This is a genomic window from Paeniglutamicibacter sp. GQ140 (genome assembly GCF_059759235.1).
Genome location: NZ_JCAXDW010000011.1, coordinates 37,262 through 58,532 on the forward strand (window position 1 = coordinate 37,262; position 21,271 = coordinate 58,532).

19 protein-coding genes are annotated in these 21,271 nt (G+C 69.0%); 13 read left to right on the top strand and 6 right to left on the bottom strand.

The features are described from left to right. Window positions 1-39: 39 nt before the first annotated feature. From AC6CHY_RS14930 to AC6CHY_RS14940, 3 genes are read left to right on the top strand one after another with little or no spacing between them, the layout of a single operon-like run. Window positions 40-1,152: a FecCD family ABC transporter permease gene (locus tag AC6CHY_RS14930; RefSeq protein ID WP_498227200.1), complete on the top strand. Its 1,113-nt coding sequence runs from the start codon at window positions 40-42 to the stop codon at window positions 1,150-1,152. Beyond that, window positions 1,149-2,378: a FecCD family ABC transporter permease gene (locus tag AC6CHY_RS14935; protein WP_498227201.1), complete on the top strand. Its 1,230-nt coding sequence runs from the start codon at window positions 1,149-1,151 to the stop codon at window positions 2,376-2,378. Before AC6CHY_RS14930 ends, AC6CHY_RS14935 begins: the two co-directional genes overlap by 4 nt. An 8-nt stretch (window positions 2,379-2,386) precedes the next feature. Beyond that, window positions 2,387-4,360 carry an SIP domain-containing protein gene (locus tag AC6CHY_RS14940; protein WP_498227202.1) on the top strand — a complete coding sequence of 658 codons (1,974 nt, stop codon included), beginning with the start codon at window positions 2,387-2,389 and terminating at the stop codon, window positions 4,358-4,360. 69 nt (window positions 4,361-4,429) lie between these two features. Here AC6CHY_RS14940 and AC6CHY_RS14945 read toward each other — a convergent pair whose 3' ends face one another. Continuing rightward, on the bottom strand, window positions 4,430-4,897 hold the full coding sequence (locus AC6CHY_RS14945; protein WP_498227203.1) for a MarR family winged helix-turn-helix transcriptional regulator: 468 nt from the start codon (window positions 4,895-4,897) through the stop codon (window positions 4,430-4,432). A gap of 105 nt (window positions 4,898-5,002) precedes the next feature. On the opposite strand from AC6CHY_RS14945, the gene AC6CHY_RS14950 reads away from it, so the two are divergent. Continuing rightward, on the top strand, window positions 5,003-6,904 hold the full coding sequence (locus AC6CHY_RS14950; protein ID WP_498227204.1) for an ABC transporter ATP-binding protein: 1,902 nt from the start codon (window positions 5,003-5,005) through the stop codon (window positions 6,902-6,904). A gap of 228 nt (window positions 6,905-7,132) precedes the next feature. Here the strand turns inward: AC6CHY_RS14950 and AC6CHY_RS14955 are convergent, their stop codons facing one another. Then, on the bottom strand, window positions 7,133-7,834 hold the full coding sequence (locus AC6CHY_RS14955) for a class I SAM-dependent methyltransferase (protein WP_498227205.1): 702 nt from the start codon (window positions 7,832-7,834) through the stop codon (window positions 7,133-7,135). Window positions 7,835-7,963: 129 nt separating this feature from the next. Continuing rightward, on the bottom strand, window positions 7,964-9,649 hold the full coding sequence (locus AC6CHY_RS14960) for a putative PEP-binding protein (RefSeq protein WP_498227206.1): 1,686 nt from the start codon (window positions 9,647-9,649) through the stop codon (window positions 7,964-7,966). Between the two features lie 137 nt (window positions 9,650-9,786). Here AC6CHY_RS14960 and AC6CHY_RS14965 point away from each other — a divergent pair, with 137 nt between their 5' ends. Next, window positions 9,787-10,509: a TetR/AcrR family transcriptional regulator gene (locus AC6CHY_RS14965; protein WP_217390015.1), complete on the top strand. Its 723-nt coding sequence runs from the start codon at window positions 9,787-9,789 to the stop codon at window positions 10,507-10,509. 62 nt (window positions 10,510-10,571) lie between these two features. Then, on the top strand, window positions 10,572-11,099 hold the full coding sequence (locus AC6CHY_RS14970; RefSeq protein ID WP_498227207.1) for a PTS mannitol transporter subunit IIA: 528 nt from the start codon (window positions 10,572-10,574) through the stop codon (window positions 11,097-11,099). A gap of 208 nt (window positions 11,100-11,307) precedes the next feature. On the opposite strand, the gene AC6CHY_RS14975 is transcribed toward AC6CHY_RS14970, so the two are convergent. Further along, window positions 11,308-12,999, bottom strand: a complete 1,692-nt coding sequence (locus tag AC6CHY_RS14975) for an HNH endonuclease signature motif containing protein (RefSeq protein WP_498227208.1) — start codon at window positions 12,997-12,999, stop codon at window positions 11,308-11,310. A 210-nt stretch (window positions 13,000-13,209) separates the two neighbouring features. Here AC6CHY_RS14975 and AC6CHY_RS14980 point away from each other — a divergent pair, with 210 nt between their 5' ends. Beyond that, window positions 13,210-13,659: a cytidine deaminase gene (locus tag AC6CHY_RS14980; RefSeq protein ID WP_498227209.1), complete on the top strand. Its 450-nt coding sequence runs from the start codon at window positions 13,210-13,212 to the stop codon at window positions 13,657-13,659. 46 nt (window positions 13,660-13,705) lie between these two features. Here AC6CHY_RS14980 and AC6CHY_RS14985 read toward each other — a convergent pair whose 3' ends face one another. Further along, window positions 13,706-14,173 carry a MarR family winged helix-turn-helix transcriptional regulator gene (locus AC6CHY_RS14985; protein ID WP_498227210.1) on the bottom strand — a complete coding sequence of 156 codons (468 nt, stop codon included), beginning with the start codon at window positions 14,171-14,173 and terminating at the stop codon, window positions 13,706-13,708. A 127-nt stretch (window positions 14,174-14,300) separates the two neighbouring features. On the opposite strand from AC6CHY_RS14985, the gene AC6CHY_RS14990 reads away from it, so the two are divergent. The 3 genes from AC6CHY_RS14990 (at window position 14,301) to AC6CHY_RS15000 (ending at window position 17,253) form a co-directional block, all read left to right on the top strand. Next, window positions 14,301-14,876 carry an NADPH-dependent FMN reductase gene (locus AC6CHY_RS14990; protein ID WP_217390019.1) on the top strand — a complete coding sequence of 192 codons (576 nt, stop codon included), beginning with the start codon at window positions 14,301-14,303 and terminating at the stop codon, window positions 14,874-14,876. Window positions 14,877-15,091: 215 nt separating this feature from the next. Further along, window positions 15,092-16,204, top strand: coding sequence for a glutathione S-transferase family protein (locus tag AC6CHY_RS14995; RefSeq protein WP_498227211.1), 1,113 nt, complete (start codon window positions 15,092-15,094; stop codon window positions 16,202-16,204). A 131-nt stretch (window positions 16,205-16,335) separates the two neighbouring features. Further along, the gene (locus AC6CHY_RS15000; RefSeq protein ID WP_498227212.1) at window positions 16,336-17,253 is read left to right on the top strand and encodes an SDR family oxidoreductase; all 918 of its coding nucleotides are present in this window, start codon (window positions 16,336-16,338) and stop codon (window positions 17,251-17,253) included. Between the two features lie 13 nt (window positions 17,254-17,266). Here AC6CHY_RS15000 and AC6CHY_RS15005 read toward each other — a convergent pair whose 3' ends face one another. Then, window positions 17,267-18,001, bottom strand: a complete 735-nt coding sequence (locus AC6CHY_RS15005; protein ID WP_217390022.1) for a class I SAM-dependent methyltransferase — start codon at window positions 17,999-18,001, stop codon at window positions 17,267-17,269. Window positions 18,002-18,124: 123 nt separating this feature from the next. Between AC6CHY_RS15005 and AC6CHY_RS15010 the strand changes: the two genes are divergently transcribed. From AC6CHY_RS15010 to AC6CHY_RS15020, 3 genes are all read left to right on the top strand, one after another. Next, window positions 18,125-18,646 carry a GNAT family N-acetyltransferase gene (locus AC6CHY_RS15010; RefSeq protein ID WP_498227213.1) on the top strand — a complete coding sequence of 174 codons (522 nt, stop codon included), beginning with the start codon at window positions 18,125-18,127 and terminating at the stop codon, window positions 18,644-18,646. Between the two features lie 525 nt (window positions 18,647-19,171). Further along, on the top strand, window positions 19,172-19,648 hold the full coding sequence (locus AC6CHY_RS15015; RefSeq protein WP_217390024.1) for a hypothetical protein: 477 nt from the start codon (window positions 19,172-19,174) through the stop codon (window positions 19,646-19,648). 3 nt (window positions 19,649-19,651) lie between these two features. Further along, entirely contained in the window at window positions 19,652-21,208 is a 1,557-nt protein-coding gene (locus AC6CHY_RS15020) for an SPFH domain-containing protein (protein WP_498227214.1), read from the top strand. Window positions 21,209-21,271: the final 63 nt, after the last annotated feature.

A 21,271-nucleotide genomic window follows, 5' to 3' on the forward strand; every position in this document is an offset into this window, starting at 1 on the left:
CACGACGCCAACGACGGACCCAAACCAGGTGGTCAATCCATGAGCACGCGCCCTTCCTTCCCCCGCCGTCCCGTGGCACCACCTCCGTCGGCGGCCCCGGCCACTGCCGCGCCGCCCGCCCGGGATGCAGGTTCGGCTGCGGCCGGCCGGCGCCCCGGCCTGATGCCGGCGCCGCTGCTGGGGCTCGTCCTCGCGGCGGCGGTCGCCGCGATGGTCTTCCTCTCCCTGCTCATCGGCGCCCGGCCCATCGCCCCGGCCACCGTCCTTGACGCCCTGGCCAACCTTGACCCGTCCAACGGCGACCACGCCGTGGTCGCCTCGCGCATCCCGCGCACCATCGCCGGCCTGCTCATCGGGGCCGCGCTGGGGCTGGCCGGGGCCGGGATGCAGGGCATCACGCGCAACCCGCTGGCCGACCCGGGCATCCTCGGGATCAACGCCGGCGCCGCGCTGGCCGTGGTGGCCGGCATCCACTTCTTCGCCGTGACCACGCTGCACGGCTACATCCTTTTCGCCTTCGTCGGTGCCGCGGGTGCCGCGCTGCTGGTCTATGTGGTGGCTTCGCTGGGCCGCGACGGCGCCACGGGGCTGAAGCTGGCCCTGGCCGGCGCGGCCATGGCGGCGGGCCTCGGGTCGCTGACCAACGCCATCTTGATGATCGGACAGGAGGCGCTGGACCGCTTCAGGTTCTGGCAGGTCGGCACGCTGGGGGCCCGCGAGGTGCCCGAGATGCTCGCGGTCGCGCCGTTCCTGGCCCTGGGTGCCGTTGCGGTACTGGCCGGCGCCCGGCTGTTCAACGCGCTGGCCCTGGGCGACGACTCGGCCGTGGGGCTCGGGTTCCGCGTGGGCCGCGGGCGCGCGGTGTCCGCGGCGGGTGTGGTGCTGCTGTGCGGCGCCGCCACCGCGCTGGCCGGGCCCATCGGCTTCGTCGGGCTGATCGTGCCCCATGCGATCCGCGTCCTGGCCGGCGGGGACTACCGCTGGCTGCTGCCGCTGTCCATGTTGGCCGGGCCGGTGCTGCTGCTGGGTGCCGACGTCGTGGGCCGGGTCATCGCCCCGCCTGCCGAAATCCAGGTCGGTGTCATGACGGCGGTGCTCGGTGCGCCGCTCTTCCTCTGGCTGTTGCGCCGCGGAAGGAAGGTCACGCTGTGAGCCGCCCGACGCTGGCCGGGCGGGGCGTTGCCCCAAACCCCCCGACCCCCCTCGAACCCGCCGAAGATTCCGCCGCTGCCGACCGGACGGTCCTCGTGCCCGCCGCCGGGGCCGAGCCGGCCGCCGTTTCCGCCACAACCGCCGTCCCGGGCCCCGGACACACGCGCAGTGCCGGCCCCGCGTCCGGCCCTGGCACCCGGAAAACGCCGGGCAACGCGGTGCGCCGCCCCCGCGCCGGGCGCCGCCTCGGCCCGGTGGCCCGGGTGAACCTGCTGGCCGCCGCCGGCATCGTCGTGGCCGTCATCCTGAACCTGGTGGCCGGGCGCCACCCGATGGCGGTGCCCGACCTGCTGCAGGCCCTGGCCGGCCAGCGCGTTCCCGGGGTCTCGTTCATGCTCTGGGAGGACCGGCTGCCCCAGGCCGCCGTCGGGATCCTGGCCGGGGCCGCGTTTGGCGCCTCCGGGGCCATCTTCCAGCGCATGCTGCGCAACCCGCTGGCCAGCCCCGACGTCATCGGCGTCGGCTACGGCGCCAGCGCCGCGGCCGTGGCGGGCATGCTGTTCCTCGGCGCCCAGGGGATCGGGCTCTCACTGATTGCCTGCGCCGGCGCGCTGGCCGTGGCGCTGCTGATCTACGCCATCGCCGATGCCGGCAAGCACACTGGGGCGCGGCTGATCCTGGCCGGAATCGCGGTCGCCGCCATGCTGCAGGGCATCATCTCCTACCTGCTCACCCGCACCGACATCCGCATGGCCTCCGACGCCCTGCGCTGGCTGACCGGGTCGCTGTCCGCCAGCACCTGGGAGCGGGCCGGGATGCTCGGGGCGGCGCTGGCGATCCTGCTGCCGCTGCTGGTGCCCGCCGCCGCGAAGCTGCGGATCCTGGAACTGGGCGACGACACCGCCGCCGGGCTGGGGCTGGGCGTGCGCGGCACCCGGCTGGGGCTGATCCTGCTGGGGGTCGGACTCACAGCGGTGGCCACCGCCGTTACCGGCCCGCTGGCCTTCGTCTCCTTCCTGGCCGGGCCGCTGGCCCTGCGCCTGTGCGCCGGCCGCAGCCACCTGGGTTCCGCCGCGCTCGTGGGAGCGCTGCTGGTCACCGCGGCGACGTTCATCGCCACCAACATCCTGCACGACATACAATTGCCAGTCGGCGTCGTCACCGGCGCACTGGGAGCACCATTCCTGATCTGGGTCTTGGTGCGCGCCAACAAGGAAGGAAGCTGAGAGCACGCATGGCACTTCTCGAAGCACAGGACCTCACACTCGCCTACGATTCGGTGAGCATCGTTGACGAGCTTTCCCTGCAGCTGCCCAAGGGCGAGGTGACGATCATCGTGGGGGCCAACGGCTGCGGAAAATCCACGCTGCTGCGCGGGCTTTCCCGGCTGCTCAAGCCCGCCGGGGGACAGGTGCTGCTGGACGGGGAGGACATCCACTCCCGGCCGGCCCGCGAGGTTGCCAAGATGCTGGGGCTGCTGCCGCAGACCCCCACCGCGCCCGACGGAATCACCGTCCGCGAGCTCATCGGCCGCGGCCGGTACCCGCACCAGGGCTGGTTCAAGCGCTTCTCCGCCCAGGACGAAGCGGCGGTGGACCGCGCGATGAACCTCACCGGCACCACCGAGTTGGCCGAACGGCCCATCGACGAGCTCTCCGGCGGGCAGCGCCAGCGGGTCTGGATCGCCATGGCGCTGGCCCAGGAAACCGAGCTGCTGCTGCTTGACGAGCCGACCACCTACCTGGACGTGGCACACCAGCTGGAGGTGCTCGACGTGATCTCCGAGCTCAACCGCTCCCGCGGCACCACCGTGGTGATCGTGCTGCACGACCTCAACCTGGCCGCGCGCTATGCCGACCACCTGGTGGCCCTGAAGCACGGCAAGATCGTCGCGGCCGGGCACCCCGCCGCGGTGGTCACCGAAGACATGGTCAAGAACGTCTTCGGCATGCCGTGCCGGGTCATCCCGGATCCGGTGGCCGGAACCCCGCTGGTGCTGCCGATTGGCCGGCACCGGGTGCTGCGCGCCGAGTCCGTGCTGGCGGCCCGGGGCATCTACCGCACACAGAACCCCGACGCCGACCTGGAGGCCGGCCCCGTGGCGGCCGCCCCGGTCATCCAGGTCCCCGCGGTCGCCGTGGCGGAAGGCTCCGGCGCGGCGCCCGGGATGGCCGACGCCGCGGAAACGGCCCCGGCCGAAGGGCTGCAGCGCGCCGAGGAAATCAGCGAAATGCTGGCGTTCTCCACGCGCGTGCTGGCCGCCGAGGCGCTCAGCGACAACTACCGGCGGATCACCCTCACCGGCGTGGACCTGGCGCACTTCGGCGCCGGGGCCGTGCCGCTGGACTTGCGCATCAAGCTGTTGATCCCGCCGGCCGCCGCGCCCGGTGCCGAGGCGCCGGAGCCGCCCGCAGAATTCGCGTCGCTGCGCCCGGGCGCCTGGCTCAATGCCGAGGACGCCGGCGGATGGTACCGCCGCTGGCTGGCGCTGCCGGCCGAAACCCGCGGGGACATGCGCACCTACACCGTGCGGGCGCTGCGCCCGGCCGGGCACCGGGACAACCGCGGCGAACACGCTGAAATCGACATCGACTTCGTGCTGCACCTGCGCACCGAAGGCGGCAAGCTGGTCGGCGGGCCCGCGACGGTGTGGGCCGCGCAGGCCCGGGCCGGGGACGCGATGCTGCTGCTGGGACCCAATGCGGGGCTGTGCGACGAAAACTACGGCGGCATCGAGTTCCGCCGCGGGGCGGCCAAGCGCGTCCTGCTGGCCGGCGACGAGACAGCCGCCCCGGCGATCTGCTCCATCCTGGAGTCCCTGCCGGCCGGGGTCACCGGACATGCACTGATCGAGGTCCCGGACACCGGGGACATCCAGGGCTCCTCGACCCGATCGGGCGTGTCGGTGCAGTGGCTTCCGCGCGGATCCCACCCGCACGGCGAGCTGCTGGCCGCCGCGGTGCGCGACATCGTGGCGATTCCCGCCGCCGGTGCCGTGATGACCGGGGCGGAGCCCGAGGACGTCGACATCGACGAGCAGATCCTCTGGGAGACCGCGACGGTGTCCACCCAGCCGTTTTACGCCTGGCTGGCCGGGGAAGCCGGGGTGATCAAGGAGATGCGCCGCTACCTGGTGCGCGATGCCGGCATGGACCGCAAGCAGGTCGCCTTCATGGGCTACTGGCGCCGCGGCAAGTCCGAAAACTAGCCGCCGCGGTTCCGCGCGCCCCGGGCCTCCGGACCCCGGTTCCCGTCCGCCGTGCGCGGCCCGGGGTCCCTAGCGTTCGGGGGAGCCGGAGAGCTTTTCCAGGATGCGCGCAAGCTCCGCGCGTTCCTGGGCGTTGAGGCGCCCGAAATATTCCTGGGTGTGGCTGCGCCGTGCCGCGCGCACACGCTCGCTGAGCTGCAGTCCTTCCTCGGTCAGGCACACCAGCGTGGCACGCCTGTCGACGGGGTCGGATTGCCGCAGGACCAGCTTCTTGGCCTCGAGCTGGTCGATGACCTCCGTGGCGGAACGCGGGGCGATGCGCAGGTGCTCGGCGATGTCCTTCAGCCGCATGCCGGCCCTGGCCGCCGGGTCAGCGGAGTTGCCGTGCTGCGCCAGGGACCTCATGGCGCGGGACTGGTGCGGGGTCAGCTCGAACGGGGCCAGCCGCGCCGACCACGTCTGGCGCAGCGAGCGGGAGGCGCGGTGGAAGAGCTCGGACAGGTCCCCGGGAGGCACGAGATTGCTGCTGATGGGCATGCCCCCAGACTACAACAAAGTTGACTGGCAACCACATAGTGAGGTAACCTCATCGATGACGCGGTGCCAACCCCGCACCCACAACCACCACGAAAGGTGGTGCACATGTCGGAATCGAGATCCTCTTCCGGCGCGGCCCGAACGGGCCCCTCCACCGGCAAGCAGCACGGCTCCGGCGAGTCCGGCCGCGGCGGCGGTCCGGGCGGCCCCGTCGCCCGCCTGAACCCCGCGGACCTCAAGCAGGTCAAGCTCCACCCGGTGAAGCCCTCCCGGATTGCCGCACTCTTCGCCCCGCACAAGCTCGCCATCGCCCTGGTCGTCCTGCTCATCTCCGCGGCCTCGGTCATCGGGCTGGCCCAGCCGTTCCTCATCCGCGCCATCATCGACGATGCGCTGCCGCACCGAAACACCGCGCTGCTGGCCTGGCTGGCAGGTGGGCTCGTGGCAGTCGCCGCCGCCACCGCGGCCATCGGCGTGGTGCAGACCTGGGTGGCCACCAAGATGGGCCAGCAGGTCATGCACGCATTGCGCACCCGGCTCTTCGCCCACCTGCAGGCCCAGTCGCTGGGCTTCTTCACCCGCACCCGCGGCGGGGAGGTCCAGTCCCGGCTGACCAACGACATCGCCGGGATGCAGGGCGTCATCACGTCCACCGCAACCTCCATCGCCTCCAACCTCACCACCGCGGTGGCCACGGCGATCGCGATGGCGGCGCTGTCCTGGCGGATGAGCCTGATCTCGCTGGTGGTGCTGCCCCCGGCGATCTGGCTCTCGCGCAAGGTGGCGCTGCTGCGCCGGGACATCACCAGCGCACGGCAGGCCGAGCTGGCCGGAATGTACACGCAGATCGAGGAGGGCCTCTCGGTCTCGGGCATCCGGCTGGCCAAGACGCTGGGCACCACCGGCCGCGACGTCGAGCGGTTCTCCGGCTCCTCGCACCGGCTCATCGGCCTGGAGATGCGCAGCCAGCTGGCCGGGCGCTGGCGCATGGCCACCATGGGCATCGTCTTCGCCGCGATCCCCGCGGTCATCTACCTCGCGGCGGGGTTTCCGGCCACCTCCGGTTCGATGACCATCGGCACGCTGGTCGCCTTCACCGCGCTGCAGGGTGCGATCTTCCGCCCCGTCATGGGACTGCTGAACGTCGGGGTCCAGTGGGTCACCGCCATGGCGCTGTTCAGCCGGATCTTCGAGTACCTGGACCTGGACCCGGAAATCAAGGCCCCGGCGAACCCGCGGGAACTGGACCCCGACAGCGTCCGGGGACGCGTGCGCTTCGAGTCCGTGTCCTTCTCCTACCGCGACGGCGCGCCGGTGCTTCGCGGCATCGACCTGGAGCTGGCTCCCGGGACCACCACCGCGATTGTCGGGCCCACCGGATCGGGCAAGTCAACGCTCGGCTCGTTGCTCCCGCGGCTCCACGACCCCAGCGGCGGGCGGATCACCATCGACGGGATCGACATCCGGGACCTGGCGCCCGCGACGCTGGCCCGGATCGTGGGCATGGTCTCCCAGGAGACCTACCTCATCCACGCCTCGATCCGCGAGAATCTGCTGCTGGCCGACCCCGCGGCCGACGACGCCACGCTGTGGAGGGCGCTGGCCTCCGCGCAGATCGCCGACCTGGTGGCGTCGCTGCCCGAGGGGATTGACACCCTGGTGGGGGCGCGCGGGCACCGTTTCTCCGGCGGCGAGCAACAGCGCCTGGCCATCGCCCGGACCATCCTGCGCAACCCGAGGGTCTTGGTGCTCGATGAGGCCACCAGCGCGCTGGACAACACGACCGAGGCGCTGGTGCAGGAAGCCCTGGACCGGTTGGCGGTGGGGCGCACCACGCTGATGATCGCCCACCGGTTGAGCACCGTCGAAAGCGCGGACCGGCTGGCGGTCCTCGAGGCGGGACGGATCGTTGAACGCGGCACGCCCGCCGAGCTGCGCGACGCCGGCGGTCCCTTCGCCAGGCTCGTGGCGGCGGGCGAGGAGAAAACGACCGAACTCGTCCGCTGAGCAGGCAGCGCCCGGGAGCGGCCGAAGCCGAAATTCACGCCATGCTGCCCATCCGGCGGTCACCGCCGCCCTTGGCACTCGGGTGCCTTGGCGGCGGGCCGCGCATGGGTGCGGCGTTCCGGTGATGCGCGGGATTTCTGGCGTATCAGGTCAAACGGGGGCGTTCGGTAGGCCGGCACTCAAGGGGAGGGCCAGGTGCCTACCTGCCGACGCAAGGGAGCGCCGCCGTCACTGCGCGCGCAGCACGAAGAAGATGAAGCTCAGGAAGGACGTCCGGCCCGTGAACTGCGGCGGGATGATTTCCGGCGGCGCGTCGGTCGAGTACGGCGGTTCGCTGACTGTTTCGATCCGGAACCCCGCCGCGGCAAACGCATCCGTCATGGCGTGCAGCGGCCGGTGCCAATACGTGAGCGTGGCCGATTGGCCGTTGAACGTGTGCTCGTCCGAATACCTCGCCGGCACGAAGTAGTCCGTGCCGGGGCGCGTCCAGGGGTAGAGAATCGGATGGTTGACGGACATGATGAGCCTGCCTTCCGGCCGCAGGACGCGCCGGATCTCCTCCAGCGGGCCCACCCAGTCCTCCAGGTAGTGGAACACCAACGAGGCGACGACGTCGTCGAACGAATCATCGGCGAAGGGAAGGGGCCGGGCCAGGTCGGCGGTGAGCAGGTCCGCCCCGGCACCCAGCCTTTTGCGGGCCAGCCGGATCATCGCCTCGCTGGAGTCGAATCCGGTCACCTGGGCACCGCGGTCACGCAGCGCCGCCGCGAGCGGCCCGGAGCCGCAGCCCGCGTCAAGGATCCGGTGATTGCTCACGTCACCGGCGAGTTCCAGCATCGCCGGCCGTTCGTAGAACCCGTTGAGCAGGCTGGTTTCGTTTTCGGCCGAGTACGCCTCGGCAAAGGTGTCGTAATTGGTGTCCTGCGGCATTTGGCATTTCCTCCGGGTCTCGGAACGGGGGCACGCTTTTACCCGAGGCTAACAGCACCGGCACGCCATCCCGGGCAGGCCCTGGACCGTGGCTGGCGGGCAGGGTGCCGCGGTGCCGCGGGGTGGCGGCTACAGGCCCAGGTCGGTGAGCGTCGGCAGGTGCTCGCGGACGGTGGCACGAGCAGCTTCGGCGCTCGGCGCGGCCAGGGCCAGCTGTGCCAATTCGCCGGCTCGCTCCAGGGTGACGGTCTTGAGCACCGCTGCCACGGAGGCCAGCGACCTGGGGGACATCGACAGCGTCGAGACGCCCAGCCCGACCAGCACCACTGCCAGCGCGGGGTCGGCCGCGGCCTCCCCGCAGACGCCGACGGGCTTGTTGTTGCCCTCGGCCCGGGAACCGGCGACGGTCAGGTCGATCAGGCGCAGCACCGCCGGCTGCCACGGGTTGTTCAACGCGGCCAGCGGGCCGAGCTGGCGGTCGGCGGCCATGGTGTACTGCGTCAGGTCGTTGGTTCCCAGGGAGGCAAACGAGACGGTGGAGAGGATGGGGGCGGCGCTGAGTGCTGCCGAGGGGACCTCGACCATCACCCCGGGGGTTGCCAGCCCCGCGTCGGCGCACATGGCGGCGAAGTCGGCCGCCTCGGAAGGCGTGGAAATCATCGGGGCCATGACCCACACCTCGGCTCCGGAACCGTTTGCCGCGGTGGCGACCGCCGAGAGCTGGCGGGCCAGCACGCCGGGGGAAGTGGTGTCGGTGCGGTAGCCGCGCACTCCCAGTGCGGGGTTCGGCTCGGAGGCGTCGGTGAGGAACGGCAGCGGCTTGTCGGCGCCGGCATCCAGTGTGCGCACCACGACCTTCTTGCCCTCGAAGGCATCGAAGACAGCCTTGTATTCGGCGACCTGTTCCTCGACGGTCGGCTCGGCGTCGCGGCCCAGGAAGCAGAATTCGGTGCGCAACAGGCCCACGCCCTGGGCGCCGGCCGCCGCGGCCTTCACGGCGTCCTTGCCGCCGCCGACATTCGCCAGCAGCGGGACCGGGTGGCCATCCGCCATCACGCCGTTTCCATCGAAGACCGTCAGCAGTGCGGCGTTTTTCAGCCAGGCGGCGACGGCCTCGCGCTCGGTCTCGCCCGGCTCGGTGGAAATCGTTCCTGCGGCGCCGTCGACGAAGACCTCGGTGCCGGTTTCCAGCGACTCGAGTCCGGGAGCCGCGACCACAGCGGTCAGTCCCAGGTCCCGGGCGATGATGGCGGTGTGCGATTGCGGTCCGCCGCCGGTGGTCAGCAGCGCAATGACCTTTGCCGGGTCAAGGGTGGCGGTGTCGGCCGGGGCCAGGTCCTCGGCGATGAGGATGAACGGGGTCTCGGAATCGGGGATGCCGGGCGCGGGGACCCCGCGCAGTTCGGCCACGATGCGGGCTCGCACGTCGAGGACGTCGGTGGCGCGTTCGGCCATGTACCCACCCAGGGTGATGAGCATCTGGGCGACGGTGTCGCCCGATTGCCAGATGCTGCGTTCGGCGGAGAGCCCGCCGTTGATCATCTTGTTGGCGCCCTTGAGCAGCATGGAGTCGGTGGCCATCAGGGCCGTGGCCTCAAGAACGGCCTTGGCCTCGGGACTGGCTCCGGCCGCGCGGGTGCGCAATTCCACCTGCACTCGCACCGCCGCATCCTTGAGTGCGGCGATGGCCTGGTCGGCCGACATCAGCCCATCGAGCGGATCCCCCGCGGGAGGTTCGGTGAGCGCCGGGGGCATGTGGCGGATGGTTCCGATGACGCGTCCGGGCGTGACGCCCACTCCTGCGAAGTTCAGCACTTGGGTTCCTCGATCCGGTGGGTTGCTCTGGTGGTTGTCCGATGCGCGCGGCAGCCGTCGATCACTCCAGGACTCGAGCATGGGCATAGGTGTGATCCCCTTCATATAGCAATGCTATAGGTGATACGGTAGCAGTCATGAGTCTTGACTTCCAGCTTCCGCCGAGAGAGAGGCTGCTGCAGGCCGCCGTCGAGCTTCTGGCCAATTCTGACGGGGCCGCCGTTTCGACCCGGAAAATCACCGAGTTGGCCGGGGTGACGGCGCCGACCCTGTACCACCACTTCGGGGACAAGGAAGGACTGTTCGACGCGGTCGTAGCCGTGGGCTTCGAACAGTATTTTGCCCGGGAAATCGGTCGTGCCAACACCGAAAAGCCGCTCGACGACGTGCGGCGCATGTGGGACCAGCATGTGCGCTTCGGCATCGAACAGCCCCACCTGTACCTGGTGATGTTCGGCAATGTTCGGCCCGGGAGCCGCTCCAACCGGGTCGCCGAGGCCGAGGCATTGCTGCGCGAAAAGCTGGATCGGGCCGCGGAGGCAGGGCACCTGAACGTGGCGCCGCCCGATGCGGTGCGCAGCATCCTGGCGGCGAACATCGGGGTCACCCTGATGCTCATCGCCGAGCCAGCGGCCGAGCGGAACTTCGAGCTCTCCGACATGACCCGCGATGCCGTCATCACCGCGGTGTCATCGGATGCGGGCATTGCCGACTCCGCAACGCCGGTGGAGACCTCCTCCGTCGTGGTGGCCGCCATCGCCCTGAATGCCGCCCTCGAATCCTCGAACCCGCAGCAGCTCTCCAGCACCGAGATGAAGATGTTCCTGGAATGGCTGCATCGCATCTCCAAGACCTCGTAGGCATCCAGGCGTGCCAACATTCTTTTCCTGCGGCGCTGCAGGACAACTGATTAGGAAAAACCATGGCCACTCACTCTGAATCCGCCGCGCATGTCGACCCGCCGGTTCCTCCCACGGCCGCGAAAGCCGCGCAGGAATCCGCTGGCGCGGCACGCACGCAGGTCCTGGTCCTCGACAGCATCGTGCTCACCGGCACCGCGCACTCGCGCGACGGTGCCATCGACGAGGCCGGGGACCTGCTGCTTGGCCGCGGGTCCGTGAAGGAACAGTACGTGGCCTCGATGCATGCCCGTGAGGCCACGGTGTCAACCTACATGGGCAACTTTCTGGCCATCCCGCACGGCACCAACGAAGCCAAAGGGCACATCACCAGCACGGCGGTGTCGATCATCCGCTATCCGGAAGGCATCGACTGGAACGGCCAGGAGGTCAGGTTCGTGGTGGGCATCGCCGGGGTGAATAACGATCACCTCGCCATCCTGTCCTCGGTTGCCAGGGTCTTTGCCGACCGGGAACTGGTCTCGCGGCTGGAAAACGCCGTCACCCGCGAGGAGATCCTCCACATTTTTGGCAAGGTCAACGAATCCTAATGGGTTGCGCAATCGGGTCGGCGGCAGGGGGCCGGTGGTCCGTCACCACGTTGCCTGGGGTTGTTTGCTTGTCGGCCGATGGCCGTGCCCGGTAAGGGGCGGGGACTGGGATTTGGTGGTATTCGCACCTAATCGCTGAATCTCCCGGAAAACCTGTACCGAGGCGTTGCCCGCACGCTGACTGCGGACAACAATGCTCTCGGGAGTATTAGAACAGCGTGGCTTCGGGGCGCTGCCAGAAGGCGTTGCGGCGAGGCAACTGTTCGGGGTCGAGATGCTTGGGCAGGATGACATGCGGCAAGCCGTTGTGGACGAGGAGTGTGAGCAGTCCGTTGTCGGCCATGTGGTGGTGGCAGCTGCACCCTCCGGTCATTCTGCCGACGCTGGTGCGGCCGCCTTGGGCGTATCCGTCGATATGGCACATTTCCAGGAGCTCGGGCGGGACCGTGCAACCGGGGTAGAAGCATCCTCCGTCCCTGGCAAGGATGGCGCGCCGCATGTAGTCGGGTGCCAGACGCATCTCCTGGCCGAGATCGAGAATTTCGCTTTGGCCGCCCAAAACCAGCGGGATCACACCGTCGGTGGCCAGCCGCCTTCGGACCTCGCCGATGGGGATTTCCAGGCCGTGCGCGCTCCAGCCAGCTCCCTTGGCCAGTCCGAGGAGGGTGTCGAGCCGGCAGTGAATGACCAATTGGGCGCTGGGCAGCCCGGTGGTTCCCTTACCCGGCGGCTTGTTCGGTGCACGCATGAGGTTGAGCAAGGTCTGGAGATGCCGTTGGGGAGGCGTGAGGCCATCGGCGCCAGGGACAGTGCCGTTGAGCGGGTCGCCTGGTCCGGGTGCAGGTGCCTCCAGAAAGTCGTTTTCGGTGTTTGCGGGGCGGGTGAACCAATCCGGGCCGTCCGGGGTTTCCGCGGAGTTGCCGCCCGTGGCGGCACCGTTGGCGTCGGCTAGGGTTCCGGCCGCGGGGGTCATCCCGGTGGCCGCCGAGGCCAGCGCCTCGCGGTTTCCGGCGAGGGTTCGGGGGTTGCCCGACGCGGCGAAGTGGGAGAGGAAAACCTCTGCGTCCGCATTCAGCATGCACATCGACATCCAGGTGTAGTGCCGCGTGCGTTTGGTGACGAAAATTCCCGTCTTGGCACGGATTTCATCCGGTGAGGGTTCCTGCTCGGTGGCATTGTCGAGTTCGTCGGCCAGTGCATCAAACAGCATGTTGGTGGCGCGCGGGATTCCGGCGGCGACGGATTGGGCAACCTGTTCCTCGAGGCGCCCGGCGAGGTCGGGCATCTCCGGATGGGCGGCGATCGAGGGGGCGAGCTTGTCAAGCTTTCGGGCCGCGGCCGTGGCGGCGCCCAGGCGGGCAGCGCCGGCATGCACCTGCTCGGCGAGCTTGGGATAGCGCGGACCGCAGGCGTTGCCGTGGATGTCCGTACGGGGGAGCAGGCTGTTGGCCGCGTGCAGGCGGTCGCGGGCGGCAAAGTGGCCCAGTCCCAGGGCTCCCTGGAGAAAAGCGGTGGTGTCCTTGAACGGCATCAGCCCACCGGGCACCGTGGCCGGGTCGGCAAGAAGCGCGGTGCGGCCACGGATGAACGCGTCCGGGTCTTCGGCAATCGCCCGCACCTGTTCGAGGTTCTGCGTCGGCAGGTCCTGGACCAGGGTGCGTTGGGCGGTGTGCGCCGCGCGGATCTGCGAGAACTCTGTCTGCCGGTGGGTGCGTTCGACCGTGTGGGCCAAGAGCGCCGCCTGGGTGGGGGAGGAGATCTCAGTGGACAGCTGGCCGGCGAGTTCGTCGGCGCGTCGGGACAGGGCATGGAGCAGGCGCAGCTTCTCCACCGGCGACACTGGGTGTCCCGGATCGCCACCGTCGCCGGTGAGTGCCTCAATGAGCTCCTGCGTATCCATGCCTCCCATTGTGGACGCCCTTGGAAGCGGCGGGGCCAAGGTGCGCGGGGGTGTGGAAAACCTGTCGCGCGGAGGGCAGCGATGGACCGCGGGGCAGCGGTCCCGGGTGTCTGGGTGGCGGGCACCGGGCCGTTGTCTTCGAGACCGGGCTTCTTGGGATGTCTTCGCTTTCGAAGGCCACGAACGTGCTTGCCGTGGCAGAATTGCCGCATGGACCCGAACCAAAAACTCGTTGAAGCCGCCATCGAACAGCTACGGACCAGGTGGCCCGGGGCCCGGGATTCGGTTGCGGCCGCCGCCGTGGTGCTGGAGGACGGAGAAATCCTGACCAGCGTCAGCTTCGACAATTTCAATGCGGCCGCGACCTTGTGCGCCGAGACGGGCGCGGTGGCTCAGGCCTACACGCTGGGGAAACGGGTGGTGGCGTCGGCCTGCGTGACCGGGGGAACCGCTGAGGGAACCTACCAGGTGCTGGCGCCGTGCGGAATCTGCCAGGAGCGGCTTGCCGTGTGGGGGCCCGGGGTCCTGGCGGCCGTCCCGGGATCCGCCGGCGGAGCCGAGTGGGAAATGCGCACGCTGCGGGAGTTGAATCCGTACTACTGGGCGACGTCGTTCACTGCCCAGGGACAGTGGCCGTCCACCGCCGAACACGGGGAATAGGCCCGCCGCGCCGATCCGGGAAACCCGCGTCCGTGGCCCGGCGGGGTCACCAGAGCTCGCGCTCGACCGCCGCCGACCGGATCTTGGCGAGCATGGCGCGAAACCGCTCCCGTTCGTCCCCGGAGAGTGAATCGAAAAGGGTCTCCCGCACGAAGGACACATGTCCCGGTGCTGCGCCGCGGATGGTGTTCCAGCCGGCATCGGTCAGCTTGATGTCCTGGCCGCGGCCATCGCAGCTGGAGGCGCAGCGCTCGATCAGGCCCTTGCCCTCCATGCGGCGCAACAGGTGGGACACCCGCGAGCGATCCCACTCCAGCGAGGTGGCCAGGTCGCCGGGGCGCAGGGCGTCGGGCGCGGCCTGCGAAACGGCCGCAAGGACCGAGTATTCGCCGCTGGACATCCCGGCATCGCGGGCGAGCTGGCGGTCCATCGAGCGGGGGAATCCCCAGAGGAATTCGCGGAACTCCAGCCACAGCTGTTGTTCTTCTTCGTTGAGCCATCGGGGCTCGGACATGGCATGCCTCACACTTCGGGAAATTTAGTTGACACGTCAATCTTCTCGCGGCAGGATGTAAATATCAAGTTGTAGTTGACGCGTCAGCAAACAGGGCGCGCCTCGTCCCAATTCAAGGAGATCACGCATGACCAAGATTGCCATCATCACCGGTTCAACCCGTCCGGGCCGCAACAACACCGGCGTGGCGCAGTGGGTACTGGAACAGGCACAGCTGCGCGGCGACGCCGACTACGAGCTCGTCGACATCGCGGACTTCAACCTGGCGCTCCTGGACGAAGCCTACCCGGCCGCGTACCAGAACTACCAGAACGAGGCCACCAAGGCCTGGTCCGCCAAGATCTCCGAGTTTGATGGCTTCGTCTTCGTCACCCCCGAGTACAACCACTCGGTCGCCCCGGCCCTGGCCAACGCGCTGTCCTACCTGAACGCCGAGTTCGCCAACAAGGCCGCAGGCATCGTCTCCTACGGCTCGGCCTACGGCGTGCGCGCCGTCGAGCACCTGCGCGGCATCCTCTCCGAGCTGCAGATCGCCCACGTCCAGAAGACCGGCATGTTCTCGCTGTTCACCGACTTCGAGAACTTCTCGGTGTTCAAGCCCACCGAGATGCAGGCAGCCTCGCTTGCCCCGGTGCTCGACCAGCTGGTGCCGTGGACCGTTGCCATGAAGTCGGTTCGCGACGCAGCCCTGGTTTCCGCCTAGGGCCTTGCCTCCACGTTTCGGATGACCCGTCCCGCGCACCTTGGGGTGGCGCGGGGCCGGTCATCCGCTTCCCCCGTCCGGGCCTGCCGCCGCGTGCTTCCATGCACGCGTGCGCAGGCCGGACGGGACCAGGGCCTGCCCGGGATCTTTCCCTCCCGGGCGGGCCCATTCTTTTTCTCCTTGGTGCATCAGGCACACGAAACTAGGGTTGGGTTATGAGCGAAAACAAGCACAGCACCGCCGGTGCGTATGTGACGGGCGCGGAATTCACGCGCGACACCAACTACATCCAGGACCGGATCGTTGCAGATCCAGAGGCGGTGCGCGCCTCCGGCGGGCCGACCGAGGGAAGCATCGGCAACGTGCACGCGGGCATCGCCGAGGGTGCCGAGCTCTGGCCGGTCGAAGCCGGACGCTACCGCCTGGTCGCCGCCCGGGCCTGCCCCTGGGCCAACCGGGCCATCATCGTGAGGCGGCTGCTGGGGCTGGAGGACGCGATCTCGCTGGGCACCCCCGGACCGGTGCACGACGTGCGTTCCTGGACCTTCGACCTGGATGAGGGCGGGGTGGACCCGGTGCTGGGCACCGAGCGCATCCAGGAGAACTACTTCAAGCGCTTCGCCGACTACCCGCGCGGCATTACCGTCCCGGCCGTCGTCGATGTGCCCAGCGGTGCCGTGGTGACCAACGACTACCCGCAGATCACCCTTGACTTCTCCACGCAGTGGAAGGAATTCCACCGCGAAGGCGCCCCGGACCTGCTGCCTGCGGACAAGCTCGAGGAAATGATGCCGGTCATCAAGCGCATCTTCACCGAGGTCAACAACGGCGTCTACCGCTGCGGTTTCGCCGGGACGCAAGAGGCCTACGACCAGGCGTACGACCGGCTCTGGACCGCGATGGACTGGCTCGAGGAACGCCTGACAACCCGCCGCTTCCTGATGGGGGACTCGGTCACCGAGGCCGACGTGCGCCTCTTCACCACGCTGGTGCGCTTCGACCCGGTCTACCACGGGCACTTCAAGACCAACCGAAACAAGCTCACCGAGATGCCGAACCTCTGGGCCTACGCCCGCGAGCTGTTCCAGCTCCCCGGCTTCGGCGACACCGTGGACTTCGACCAGATCAAGAAGCACTACTACGTGGTCCACGAGGACATCAACCCGACGCAGATTGTCCCGGTCGGCCCGGACCTGTCCGACTGGCTCGAGCCGCACGGACGCGAGGCACTGGGCGGGAACCCGTGGGGTGGCGGCACCGCCCCGGGCCCGGTCCGCGAATCCGAGCGGGTCGCGGCGGGGCACAACCCGCTGTACCCCGCGAGCTAGGCGCACCGCGCCGTCGATGCCCCGCCCATCCGGGCGGGGCATCTGCGTTCCCGGCGGCACGGCATGCAGGGGCCGGGCGAATCCGCGGCCCCTGCATGCCGTGCCCCGCGGGTCGGGGCTAGCGTGGAGCCATGGACGGTTCATTGGGCGGGAAGATCGCGCTGGTTGCCGGCGCCACGCGCGGCGCAGGACGCGGCATCGCCACCGCCCTGGGCGAGGCGGGGGCGACGGTGTATTGCACCGGACGCAGCACCCGGGCCGCGCGCAGCGAGTACGACCGCCCCGAGACCATCGAGCAGACCGCCGAGCTGGTCACCGCGGCCGGGGGCGCAGGCATCGCCGTGGCGGTGGACCACCTGGACCCCGACGCCGTCGCCGCGCTCATCGCCCGCATCGAGGCCGAACAGGGCCGGCTGGATGTGCTGGTCAACGACATCTGGGGCGGGGAGAAGCTCATCGGCTGGAACCAGCCGGTCTGGGAACACGACCTGGGCGCGGGGCTGCGGATGCTGGAGCTGGGTGTGAAAACCCACCTCATCACCTCTCACCATGCGCTGGGGCTGATGGTGCGCAATCCCGGAGGGCTGGTGATTGAGGTGACCGACGGGACCGCGGCCTACAACCGGGAGAATTACCGGCTCTCCACGTTCTACGACCTGGCCAAGAACGCCGCGCTGCGCATGGCCTTCACCCTGGCCCGCGAGCTGGCGCCGCACCGCTGCACCGCCGTGGCCCTGAGCCCGGGCTGGCTGCGTTCGGAGATGATGCTGGAGGCCTTCGGCGTCACCGAAGCCAACTGGCGCTCGGCGACCGCGGAGCACGGACATTTTGCCGCGATCAGCGAATCCCCGCTCTTCGTGGGCCGTGCCGTGGCGGCGCTGGCCGCGGACCCCGGCGTCCTGGCCCGCAGCGGCGGGTCCTTCTCCTCCGGGGAGCTGGCCCGCGAGTACGGATTCACCGATGTGGACGGCTCGGCCCCCGAGTGCTGGCGCTACATGGTGGAGGTGCAGGACCCGGGGTTGCCCGCCGACGCCACGGGCTATCGCTGAGCCGGCGGGCGGCTCAGCGGTGTGCGACGACGATGAGTTCGCCGGCGCCCCGGCCGACGGGTTCGCCGTTCCAGCCGCCCAGCACCGCATCGACATGCAGCCCCGCGGCTTCCAGGTCCCGGCGCAACCTGTCCTCGCTGCGGAACGCCAGCACCGCGTCCTCCAGTTCGCGGGATCCATCGGCGAAGAGCCGGTGCTCGGTGATCTTCACCAGTCCCTCCCCGCGCGGCGCCGAGTCGACCCACAGGTGTAATTTGGTGCCGTCCGGCAGGGTGAACTGGTTCCGCGTGGTGGCGGGCGTCCAGCGTTCCCAGATGCGCGCCCGGGGGTCCCGGGAGTCGAAGACCAGCCTGCCGCCGGGAACCAGTACCCGCCGGATGTCGGCCAGGGTCCGGCTCCACTTGTGGTCATCGATGATGGCCTGGGCGACGTGTGCGGTCATCAGGACCGCATCGAAGGAATCATCTCCGCCCAGTGCCGTGGAGGTGCCCTCGATCCAGGTCACCGCATCGGCGCCGGGCTTGGCCCGTGCCGCGGCCAGCGAGCCGGGGTGCGGATCGATGCCGGTCACCCGGTGCCCTGCCCGGGCCAGGGCAAGCGTCAGCCGCCCGGTGCCGCAGCCCAGGTCCAGCACGCGGCTTGCGGGTTGTTCGTTGATGAAGGTCAGGAAGAAGTCGTCGTCGGCAGCCCAGCGGTTTTCCGCATCGTATAGATCGGCCCGCTGTGCTGCACTCAGCATTGAGCCCATGGGTATGAGCATACTGCCCGCGGGCGCGGCCACGCGGGGCCGAACACCCCGCCCCCGCGGCCGGGATGCGGCGTCCCGCGGTGTCCCGCGGCACCACGGGCGGACCGTGGGAGGATGTCATCCATGGAGATTGCCACAAAGCGACTGGTCCTGCGGGAATTCACCGCCGTGGACCTGGACGCCGTCCATGCCTACGCCGCAGACCCGGCGGTGTGCGCCATGGTCGAATGGGGCCCGAACACCCGCGAGGAGACGGCCGCGTTCCTGCGCCAGTGCCGGGACGAGAGGCTGGCGCGGCCGCGGGTGACCGTGACCCTCGCGGTGACACTCGACTCGGTCGTGATCGGCTCGGTAGCCCTGATGGCCGCCGGATCCGACCTGGTCCGGGGACCGGGCGAGGCAGAGATCGGCTACGTGCTGCGTGCCGATGCCTGGGGACACGGATACGCGGCCGAGGCCGCGGCGGCCGTGCTCGAGCTGGCCCGGAACGCGTGCGGGACGACCCGGGTGCTGGCCACCTGCCGGCCGGAGAACCTCGCCTCGGTCCGGGTGCTGGAAAAGATCGGCATGCACCAGATCGACTACCTGCAGGGTCACAAGTTGATCGAAGGAGAGGCGCGGGACTCGGTGGTGTTCGCGAGCTGAAATCGCGGTCGATGCCCCGGAGGCAACGACGCAAATCGTGGTGCCGGTGTACCGCTTCGGTGCCGGGCATCGCTGGGGCAGGGGATGCACTGCCGGGATTCTTGCGCAGCGGCCCGTGCCCTCGGCTGCCGCCTGACCGCGTCTGAACCGAACGTCACTGCCCGACAGAGCGCCATGGCACCGATCGTGCGCCGCATCTCCGTGATCGCCACGCACGCCGTGAAAGTGAGCTCCGCCCGCATCTCCCATGGTGCCCGGTGCCTTGGGCCCGCCCTTCGACGCCCCTTTTGCGGGGGCCGTAGATGGACCGACCCGCTTGTGGCGTCACCTACCTCACGTTTTTACGGCAAACCGATAGACTTTATATTGAGTGAGGCAATCGTGAGGGGAACCGGGCCGGTAATCGTGCCCATGCGTCGGGGGACATCCACACCGTGGGAGGCCCGGAATCAAGAGTCGCCGCCTTTGCCGCACCTGGATCATGCTCCACCTATTGGCCCGCAAACGACTCACGAAAGAATCCGCATGCTTGCATTCGCAGTGATCGGAGGCTTTGGCCTCCTGCTCCTCATCATGTCCATGACCCTGGGAGAGATTTTCGATCTCTTCGACGGAATCATCTCCACTACAGCGGTCGGGGCAGCAGCCACGCTCTTCGGCGCCGCGGGTGCGATCGTATTGCTCAACGACGGCCCACTGCTGCTGGCCTACCTCGCGGGCTCCCTCCTGGGAGCCATCGGCATCATCGGAGTAGCGCTACTCGCCCGGAAGATGGCCAGCATAACTGATGCACAGCCCCACGAAGTCATCGGCCTTCTGGGCGTCGCCACCACAGACATCAACAACGTCGTTGGAAAGGTTCAGCTGAACCACCCCAATGAAATCAACCAGCGCCTCGCCTTTTCAAGCAGCCCCATCGAGCAGGGCACACCAATTGCCGTCGTGGCCGTTGTTGGAGACCGCATCAGGGTCGCATCCACCTCTGAACTGAACGGAGTTTAACCCATGGACTTTGCCGTAAACGGGACGGTCATCGCCGTCGCAGCAATCCTCGCCGTACTGATCGCACTCGTCTGGTATGCCACCACGCGACTGGTCACTGTCGCCCCCAACCAGGCCATCATCCGCGCCGGCAAGGGTGCCAAGGGCCAGGTCCAGATCTTCACGAAGGGCATTGTGCTCTTCCTGCCGATCATCCACCAGAAATACGTCATGTCCCTCGAACAGCGCCAGGTGGAGCTTGCAGTGGAAGGCGTTGACAAGAACTTCATCACCACCTCGGTGACCGCCAGCCTGAACTTCAAGTTCGACGACTCGGTGGAGGGAATGAGCAAGGCCGTCCAGCGCTTCCTCACGCACTCCAAGGAGGACCTGAACGCCTCGGTGACCAAGTCGGCCGAGGGCGTGCTGCGCGGAATCGTCTCGGCCATGTCGGTGGAGGACGCCAACAACAACCGCAAGGAATTCCAGGACCAGTCCCTGGAATCGGCGGTCACCCAGTTCGCCGAACAGGGGATCCAGATCGACGCGTTCAACATCTCGTCGGTCAGCACCCCCTCGCGCACGGTGATCGGCCCGGACAACAAGCCGACCGTCATCGATTACCTGGAAGAAGTCGGCAAGCCGGGCCTGGAGCGGGCCAAGCGCGAGGCCCGCGTCGCCACCTCAAAGGCCTTCCAGGAATCGGAGGCGGCCCGCATCGAGCAGGAAGGCGCCACCGCCGCCCTGGAACGGGACCTGGCCATCAAGAAGGCCGCTTTCAAGGCCGAGCAGGACCGAGCCGAAGCCATCGCCGAGGCGGCCAAGGGGATCGCCAAGGCGGAGCAGGACGTGACCGTCGCGGAGCTGGAGCGCAAGGCGCTGACCGAACAGGCCCTGGTGGAGCAGGAACGCCTGGACATCGAGGTGCACAAGCCGGCCGACGCCCAGGCCTACAAGATGCGCACCGACGCCGAGGCCAAGCGCGATGCAGACGTGTTCAGCGCCACCGCGCGCGCCAACTCCAAGGCCATCGAGGCTGAAGGCTCCAAGAAGGCGTCCATCGCCGATGCCGAGGCCCGCGCCGCCGCCCAGACCGTTGAGGCCGAGGCTTCCAAGAACGCCGAGGTGTTCAGGGCCCAGGGTCTGGCAACGGCGATTGAGCTCAATGCCAAGGCGGAAGCCGACGCCGTGCGCCTGCGAGGCGAAGCCGAGGGTGCCTCGATTGCCGCCATTGGCGAGGCAACCGCCAGGGCTGAGGACGCGAAGGCCGTGGCCCTGACCGGCCACACCCAGTCCTCGCTGGCGTTCCTGGCCATCAGCGCCCTGCCGGACATCGTCAAGGCCAGCTCGGATGCCGTGGCCGGCATCGACAACTACACGGTGATCAGCTCGGACGGAGCCTCGGATGCCGTCAAGCAGGCCAACCGCATCGTCACCGAGGGACTTGCCATGATCAAGGGCAGCACCGAGATCGATGTGGCAGCAATGCTCTCGGGGCTCCTGGGCGGCGCGGGATCAACCGCTGACCAGGCGCCGGCACCGGCGGTGGCCTTGGATGATTCCGTAGCCGAGCGGAACTAACCCACACAGCAAAGCACCCCGTTCAATAGGACGGGGTGCTTCGCTGTGTGGCGATGCCGCCTC

Excerpts from the sequence above, each read along its gene's own strand:
- AC6CHY_RS14995 (WP_498227211.1), top strand. The coding sequence starts at position 15,092 with ATGAGCGAAAACAAGCACAGCACCGCCGGTGCGTATGTGACGGGCGCG.
- AC6CHY_RS14990 (WP_217390019.1), top strand. The coding sequence starts at position 14,301 with ATGACCAAGATTGCCATCATCACCGGTTCAACCCGTCCGGGCCGCAAC.
- AC6CHY_RS15000 (WP_498227212.1), top strand. The coding sequence starts at position 16,336 with ATGGACGGTTCATTGGGCGGGAAGATCGCGCTGGTTGCCGGCGCCACG.
- AC6CHY_RS14955 (WP_498227205.1), bottom strand. The coding sequence starts at position 7,834 with ATGCCGCAGGACACCAATTACGACACCTTTGCCGAGGCGTACTCGGCC.
- AC6CHY_RS14950 (WP_498227204.1), top strand. The coding sequence starts at position 5,003 with ATGTCGGAATCGAGATCCTCTTCCGGCGCGGCCCGAACGGGCCCCTCC.
- AC6CHY_RS15015 (WP_217390024.1), top strand. The coding sequence starts at position 19,172 with ATGCTTGCATTCGCAGTGATCGGAGGCTTTGGCCTCCTGCTCCTCATC.
- AC6CHY_RS14980 (WP_498227209.1), top strand. The coding sequence starts at position 13,210 with ATGGACCCGAACCAAAAACTCGTTGAAGCCGCCATCGAACAGCTACGG.
- AC6CHY_RS15005 (WP_217390022.1), bottom strand. The coding sequence starts at position 18,001 with ATGGGCTCAATGCTGAGTGCAGCACAGCGGGCCGATCTATACGATGCG.
- AC6CHY_RS14970 (WP_498227207.1), top strand. The coding sequence starts at position 10,572 with ATGGCCACTCACTCTGAATCCGCCGCGCATGTCGACCCGCCGGTTCCT.
- AC6CHY_RS15020 (WP_498227214.1), top strand. The coding sequence starts at position 19,652 with ATGGACTTTGCCGTAAACGGGACGGTCATCGCCGTCGCAGCAATCCTC.
- AC6CHY_RS14975 (WP_498227208.1), bottom strand. The coding sequence starts at position 12,999 with ATGGATACGCAGGAGCTCATTGAGGCACTCACCGGCGACGGTGGCGAT.
- AC6CHY_RS14985 (WP_498227210.1), bottom strand. The coding sequence starts at position 14,173 with ATGTCCGAGCCCCGATGGCTCAACGAAGAAGAACAACAGCTGTGGCTG.
- AC6CHY_RS14940 (WP_498227202.1), top strand. The coding sequence starts at position 2,387 with ATGGCACTTCTCGAAGCACAGGACCTCACACTCGCCTACGATTCGGTG.
- AC6CHY_RS15010 (WP_498227213.1), top strand. The coding sequence starts at position 18,125 with ATGGAGATTGCCACAAAGCGACTGGTCCTGCGGGAATTCACCGCCGTG.
- AC6CHY_RS14945 (WP_498227203.1), bottom strand. The coding sequence starts at position 4,897 with ATGCCCATCAGCAGCAATCTCGTGCCTCCCGGGGACCTGTCCGAGCTC.
- AC6CHY_RS14930 (WP_498227200.1), top strand. The coding sequence starts at position 40 with ATGAGCACGCGCCCTTCCTTCCCCCGCCGTCCCGTGGCACCACCTCCG.
- AC6CHY_RS14965 (WP_217390015.1), top strand. The coding sequence starts at position 9,787 with ATGAGTCTTGACTTCCAGCTTCCGCCGAGAGAGAGGCTGCTGCAGGCC.